This is a genomic window from Sphingomonas sp. PP-CE-1A-559 (assembly GCF_004340965.1).
Classification (GTDB): domain Bacteria; phylum Pseudomonadota; class Alphaproteobacteria; order Sphingomonadales; family Sphingomonadaceae; genus Sphingomonas.
The window spans coordinates 683,705-690,398 of record NZ_SLYA01000003.1 but is presented as its reverse complement, the minus strand read 5'-3'; the positions used below and the strand labels follow the sequence as shown (position 1 = coordinate 690,398).

The following is a 6,694-nucleotide window of genomic DNA, read 5'->3' as shown; positions in this document are numbered from 1 at the left end:
ATTTGTATTTTCGTCGCCTACCAATTCCTCAAACCGGCGCACTCGCGGCGGCGGAGAGTGGTCTGCGCCTGTTGACTCAGGCCGCGATAGAGAAGCGGTCGCTACGCCACATCGCCCCCCCGGCGAAGGCCGGGGTCCAATTGGAGAGGTCGCAGTAACTACGCACTGCCCGCCGTTATGGGCGTCCCCCAATTGGGCCCCGGCCTTCGCCGGGGTGGTGGTGGGTTGGCGACTTCTGCGCGCCTCGTGAGCGACGGAAGATTTGTTTTCCCGCGAAGGCGGGAGTCCAGTCTGGGCCCCCGCCTTCGCGGGGGGACAGTCTTTTGAGTGAGAGTCAGTCGACCCAGTCGAGACCCATGTCGCGGTAGACTTCGCGGTCTTCGTCCCAGCCGGGCTTGACCTTTACGTGCAGGTAGAGATGCACGGGCTTGCCGGTGATCGAGGCGAGTTCGATGCGCGAGCGGGCGCCGATCTCCTTAATCCGGACGCCGCCCTTGCCGAGCACGATCGCGCGCTGGGTGGGGCGTTCGACGAGGATCTGCTGGTGGATCTCGAGGCTGCCGTCCTGGCGTTCGATATACTGCTCGGTCTCGATCGTGCTTGCATAGGGCAGTTCGGCGTGGAGCTGGAGATAGAGCTGCTCGCGCGTCACTTCGGACGCCAGTGCGCGTTCGGTCGAGTCGGAGACCTGGTCTGCGGGATAGTGCCACGGGCCTTCGGGCATCGCCTTGGCGAGCTGCGTCTTGAAGTGGGCGAGGCCGTCGCCGGTGCCGGCGCTGATGAAGAACGTCTCGGCGAACGGGAGCAGTGCGTTGAGTTTCTCGGCGTGGATCAGCAGCTTGGTCTTGTCGGCGAGATCGACCTTGTTGAGGATCAGCCAGATCGGCTCGGTGCGGCCGACCAGCGACTCGACGATCGTCGTGACCTTGCCGCCGATCCCGCCCTTCGCGTCGACCACAAGCGCGATGATGTCCGACCCTTCCGCGCCACCCCAGGCGGCGGCGACCATCGCGCGGTCGAAGCGGCGCTTGGGCTCGAAGATGCCGGGGGTGTCGACGAGCAGGATCTGCGTGTCGCCCTCGATCGCAACGCCCATCAGCTTCGCGCGAGTCGTCTGCGCCTTCGGGCTGACGATCGCGACCTTCTGGCCGACGAGCGCGTTGACGAGCGTCGACTTGCCCGCATTCGGCGCGCCGACGATGGCGACTAGGCCGCAATGCTTGGGGGTGGAGATTTCAGGCGTGGTAGGTTCGGTCACTTAGGCTCTTTTCGGCATCGGGATATTCGGAGGCGGTCATACAGACAAAACGCCCTCGCGTCATTCCCGCCAAACTGCGGCCTTGGTCTCGTCGCGACGTACGCAGTTCGAGAAGGAGAAATGGTTCACGCGGAGGCGCGGAGGCGCGGAGATAGTGTGGATGGGGCTCGTGCCGTCTGCCATCATGCGCCGCCGATTATCTCGGAGGCGTTTGGGGCAAGACCGGAGTTCCAACCGCACCGCCTCCGCGGCTCCGCGTCTCCGCGTGAACCATTCTTCTCAGCCGAGCTTTTCCAGCAGCGCCTTGGCGGCGGCAGTCTCGGCTTCCTGTTTGCTGGAGCCGGTCGCGGTCGCTTCGGCTAGCTTGCCGACTGACACCAGCATCGTGAATTTCGGGGCGTGGCCGGGGCCGGTGCGTTCGACGATGGTGTATTCGGGGGGCTTGCGGTTGTGGGCGGCGGCCCATTCCTGGAGGGCGGACTTGGGGTGTTGCGGGGCTTTTGCGCCGGCCTGAACGCGATCGCCCCAGGCGCCGCGGACGAACTTGCGCGCGGCGTCTAGGCCGGCTTCCTGGTACCAGGCGCCGATCAGCGCTTCCATCACGTCGCCGAGCACGTTGTCGCTGTCGCTGGCGCCGTCGTCGCGGGCCTGCTTGCCGAGTTTGAGGTGCGCGCGGACGCCGAGTTCGCGGGCAACGTCGGCGCAGACCGGGCCGGTGACGAGCGCGTTTAGGCGTTTCGACAGCGAGCCCTCGGGGTCGGTCGCGAACAGTTCGTAGAGCCACTCGGCGATGATCAGCCCGAGCACGCGGTCACCGAGGAACTCAAGTCGCTCGTAGTTCGCGGCGGCCTGGCTGCCGTGGGTCAGCGCGCGCTCATAGGGGGCGAGGTTGGTCGGTGCGCGGCCGAAGAGGGTCTTCAGCCAGCCGGCGAGGTCGCTCAAAAGCCTTCCCCGATACGGCTCCAGCGCGCGGCACTGACCCAGGTCCACGGCTTCAGCCATTCGGCATCGCCGTCGGTCGAGAAGAAGTTGACGACCGCCTTGCCCTCGACGTTTGCGAGCGGGACGTAACCCATGCCTTGGGGCGCGGGGAAGCGGCTGTCGCCACTGTCGTCGCGGTTGTCGCCCATCACGAAGATGTGGCCGGCGGGGATGGTGTAGAGCCCGGTGTCGTCGCGGTCGGGGAGTTCGGCCTGGTCTAGGACTTCGTAGCTGCGGCCACCGGGCAAGGTTTCGCGGAAGCGGGGGTAGCGGCAGATCTGGACGTTGGCGACGACATCGACGTACGGCGCGCCGCATTTCTCGGCGTTGAAGTTCTCGGTCAGCGGGATCGTGAAGTCGGCGATGCGGAGCTTCGGGATTGCCTTGCCGTTGAGGTAGACGGTGCCCTGGCGCATCTGGACGGTCTCGCCGGGGAGGCCGATGACGCGCTTGATGACGTCGTGGTCGAGCACTTCGGGCGCGCGGAAGACGACGACATCGCCGCGGGTCGGCGTGCTGCCGAAGATACGGCCGGGGATAAGCGGGACGCCGGCGGGGAGCGACCAGCGCGAATAGCCGTAGTTCCACTTCGAGACGAAGAGATAGTCGCCGATCAGCAGCCGGGGCAGCATCGATTCGGACGGGATGCTGAACGGCGCGAAGATGAAGCTGCGGAGGATCAGCACGACCACCGCCAGCTTCAGCAGGAAGCGGAACGTTTCGCTCGTTTCCGAACGGGGTGTCTTGGACCGCGCGGGTGTCTTCACGTCATTTGCCATCCGCGCGGGTTTGCTCAACCTGCGCCTATCGTCAAGCGTATGCGGGATACCTGTCACCGAAAGAGCGTTGTCGCGGTCTCGCGCTTGCAGCATGACCGGCGCGCACGTCTATTCGGAGAAGTAGCATGACCGCCGACTGGTCCAAGATCGAAGCCCTGCCCGCCACCAAGCTGACCGACCTGTTCGCAGCGGACTCGGAGCGACTCTCGAAACTGAGCCTCGACGTCGCGGGGATCCACTTCGACTGGTCGAAGACTCACCTGACGACGGACATGGTCACCGCGTTCGAGGATATGGCGAAGGCGCAGGACCTGTCGGGCAAGCGCCAGGCGCTGTTCTCGGGCGAGATCGTCAACGTCACCGAGGGTCGCGCGGTCGAGCACACCGCCGAGCGCGGCGAAGGGAAGCCCGAGAGCGTCGCGATCGCGCAGGCCAGCCATCAGCGGATGCGGACGCTGATCGACGCGATCGAGGCCGAGGCGCTCGGGCCGGTGCGGCATATCCTGCATGTCGGGATCGGTGGGTCGGCGCTGGGGCCGCAGTTGCTGGTCGATGCGCTGGGGCGTGACGACAAAAGGTACGACGTGGCGATCGTCGCGAATGTCGACGGCGTCGCGCTGGAGGACGTGTTCGCGAAATTCGATCCGGCGGCGACGTTGCTCGTGGTCGCGTCGAAGACCTTCACCACGACCGAGACGCTGATGAACGCCGAAAGCGTGCTGCAGTGGATGACCGAGCATAATGTCGAGGACCCGTATGGCCGCGTGATCGCGCTGACCGCGTCGCCCGAGAAGGCGATGGAATGGGGCGTCGACGAGACGCGCATCCTGCCGTTCGCCGAAAGCGTCGGTGGGCGGTATTCGTTGTGGTCGACGATCGGTTTTCCGGCGGCGATCGCGCTGGGATGGGACCGGTTCGAGGAGTTGCTCGAGGGTGCAGCCGAGATGGATCGGCATTTCCGGCTGTCGGCGCTGCATGAGAACGCGCCGGCCCTCGCGGCGTTCGCGGACCTGTATTACACGCAGATCCGCCATGCCGAGACGCGCGCGCCGTTCGCGTATGACGAGCGGTTGCGGTTGCTGCCGAGCTATCTCCAGCAGTTGGAGATGGAGTCGAACGGCAAGTCGGTGACGGTCGACGGGCAGCCGCTCGGGCGCCCTTCGGCGGCGATCACCTGGGGTGGCGTCGGCACCGAGGCGCAGCATGCGGTGTTCCAGTTGCTCCACCAGGGCACGCATCTCGTACCGGTCGAGTTCATCGCGGTGATCGAGCCGGGTGACACGCTGCCCGAGGAGCATCACCGGGCGCTGTTGCTCAACGCGTTCGCGCAAGGGGCGGCGTTGATGGCCGGCAAGCAGGTCGAGGACCCAGCGCGGAGCTATTCGGGCGATCGGCCGTCTTCGACGTTGCTGCTGGATGATCTGGATGCGCGGACGCTGGGCGCGCTGATCGCGTTTTATGAGCACCGGGTGTTCGTGAACGGGGTGCTGCTGGGGATCAATTCGTTCGACCAGTTCGGAGTCGAACTGGGGAAGGAAATGGCGAAGGCGGCGGAAAAGGGCGGACAGACGTTCGATCCTTCGACGGACGATCTGATCAAGCGCGCTTTTGGGTGAGGTTTGGGGAGGGCGCGCGCCCCCTCCCTTTACGTGTTCCCCCGCGGAGGCGGGGGCCCAGGATACCACGCACGGCGCTCGTGACCCTGGGCTCCCGCTTTCGCGGGAGAACTAGAGGGGGTGAGGCGTTGTCTCCCAATGCCGCTAATCCTCGCCGTCGCGCTCGCCGCCACTCCTACTATCGCGCAGATGAAGTGGGAGCGGCGCGTGTTGATCGTCTCTGCCCCGACCGCCGAAGATCCCGCACTCACCGAGCAACGCAGCATCCTCGCCGCTTGGAAGAGCAGCGCCGCCGCCCGCGATCTCACCGTTGTCGAAATCGTCGGGGACACGGTCCGCGGCGCGGGCGACCCAGCCGCAGCGCTTCGCCGCAAATATCGCCTCCCCGCCAGCTTCACCGCCATCCTCATTGGCAAGGACGGCGGCGAGAAACTGCGTAGTGCCAAGCCCTTCCCCGCCGCCGCGCTGGAGGCGACGATCGATGCGATGCCGATGCGCAAGGCGGGCCAGCGATAGGCTGAGCCGATCAGCGTGATCGCCGCGCCGGGGTTGCCGCCTCGCGCCCCCTGCCCCAGATGGCATGCAAAGCCGCTCCCAAGCGGCACGCGACGTACAAGGACTGCCCGTGACCGACACCAAATCCGCGACCGATACCCAATTCGACTATGACCTGTTCGTCATCGGCGCAGGCTCGGGCGGAACGCGCGCCTCGCGGGTTGCCGCTGCGCATGGAGCGCGCGTTGCGGTCGCCGAGGAGTACCGGGTCGGCGGGACCTGCGTCATCCGCGGGTGCGTGCCTAAGAAGCTGCTGATCTACGGTGCGCATTTCGCCGAGGATCTGAAGGATGCAAAGCGCTTCGGCTGGCAGGTGCCCGACAATTGCGCGTTCAGTTGGCCGACGCTGCGCGACAACGTGATGGAGGAGGTCGACCGGATCAACGGCGCCTACACGACGACGCTCCAGAACAACTATGTCGACATCATCCACCAGCGCGCGGTCGTCTCCGGGCCTAACGAAGTCACGCTCGCCGACGGCACGACGAAGACCGCGGCGAAGATCCTGATCGCGGTCGGTGCGCATCCGCTGGTGCCCGAATTCCCCGGCGCCGAGCACGGCATCACCTCGAACGAGGTTTTCCACCTCGACGACGTGCCGAAGCGCGTGCTGATCGCGGGCGCAGGCTATATCGCCAACGAATTCGCCGGGATCTTCCACCAGTTCGGATCGCACGTTACGCTCGTGAACCGCACCGACGTCATCCTGCGCGGCTATGACGAATCGATCCGCGATCGCCTGCTCCAGATCTCTATGAGCAAGGGCATTGACTTCCGGTTCAATGCTGCGTTCGAGAGCATCGAGAAGGACTCGGATGGATGCCTGACGGTCAAGATGAGCGGGCATGAGCCGATCGTGGTCGACCTCGTGATGTTCGCGACCGGCCGTTTGCCCAACACGAAGGGCCTCGGGCTCGAAACCGCGGGCGTCGAAATGGACGCGGCGGGTGCGGTGATCGTCGATGAGGACAACAAGTCGAGTTGCGACTCGATCTTCGCAGTCGGCGACGTCATCAATCGCATCCAGCTGACCCCGGTCGCGATCCGCGAGGGGCAGGCATTTGCCGATACGTTCTTCGGCGGCAAGCCAACCCGCGTTGATTATGCCAACGTCCCCGCCGCAGTGTTCAGCCATCCGCCCATGGCGGGTGTCGGGATGACCGAGTCGCAGGCGCGGGAAGCACTTGGCTCGGTTAGGGTGTATTCGAGCGACTTCCGGCCGATGAAGAACGTGCTGGCGGGCCGTAACGAGCGGTCGCTGTACAAGATGATCTGCGATGGTGAGACCGACCGGGTCGTCGGAATCCACATGATCGGGCCGGACTGTCCGGAGATCCTGCAATCGGCTGCGGTGGCGGTGAAGGCTGGGCTGACCAAGGCCGATTTCGATGCAACCGTCGCGCTGCATCCGACGATGGCGGAAGAGCTTGTCTTGATGAAGTGAGGGGCGGCCCCGCTTCAAGCTTGCTCTACCGCGAAGGCGGTAGCCCAGACTGGGCTCCCGC

6 protein-coding genes are annotated in these 6,694 nt (G+C 65.5%); 3 read left to right on the top strand and 3 right to left on the bottom strand.

What is annotated here, in order from left to right:
* Positions 1 to 334: 334 nt before the first annotated feature.
* The 3 genes from era to lepB all read right to left on the bottom strand — a co-directional run bounded on the left by era (position 335) and on the right by lepB (position 3,018).
* On the bottom strand, positions 335 to 1,258 hold the full coding sequence (gene era / locus C8J42_RS13575) for a GTPase Era (RefSeq protein WP_243644385.1): 924 nt from the start codon (positions 1,256 to 1,258) through the stop codon (positions 335 to 337).
* Positions 1,259 to 1,537: 279 nt separating this feature from the next.
* The gene (gene rnc, locus C8J42_RS13570; RefSeq protein WP_056065532.1) at positions 1,538 to 2,200 is read right to left on the bottom strand and encodes a ribonuclease III; all 663 of its coding nucleotides are present in this window, start codon (positions 2,198 to 2,200) and stop codon (positions 1,538 to 1,540) included.
* Positions 2,197 to 3,018, bottom strand: coding sequence for a signal peptidase I (gene lepB, locus C8J42_RS13565; RefSeq protein WP_133020500.1), 822 nt, complete (start codon positions 3,016 to 3,018; stop codon positions 2,197 to 2,199). Before lepB ends, rnc begins: the two co-directional genes overlap by 4 nt.
* Before the next feature lie 125 nt (positions 3,019 to 3,143).
* Here lepB and pgi point away from each other — a divergent pair, with 125 nt between their 5' ends.
* The 3 genes from pgi to gorA all read left to right on the top strand — a co-directional run bounded on the left by pgi (position 3,144) and on the right by gorA (position 6,633).
* The gene (gene pgi / locus C8J42_RS13560) at positions 3,144 to 4,634 is read left to right on the top strand and encodes a glucose-6-phosphate isomerase (protein WP_133020432.1); all 1,491 of its coding nucleotides are present in this window, start codon (positions 3,144 to 3,146) and stop codon (positions 4,632 to 4,634) included.
* A 138-nt stretch (positions 4,635 to 4,772) separates the two neighbouring features.
* Entirely contained in the window at positions 4,773 to 5,150 is a 378-nt protein-coding gene (locus C8J42_RS13555) for a DUF4174 domain-containing protein (RefSeq protein WP_133020431.1), read from the top strand.
* A gap of 109 nt (positions 5,151 to 5,259) precedes the next feature.
* Positions 5,260 to 6,633: a glutathione-disulfide reductase gene (gene gorA, locus C8J42_RS13550; RefSeq protein WP_243644384.1), complete on the top strand. Its 1,374-nt coding sequence runs from the start codon at positions 5,260 to 5,262 to the stop codon at positions 6,631 to 6,633.
* Positions 6,634 to 6,694 lie beyond the last annotated feature (61 nt).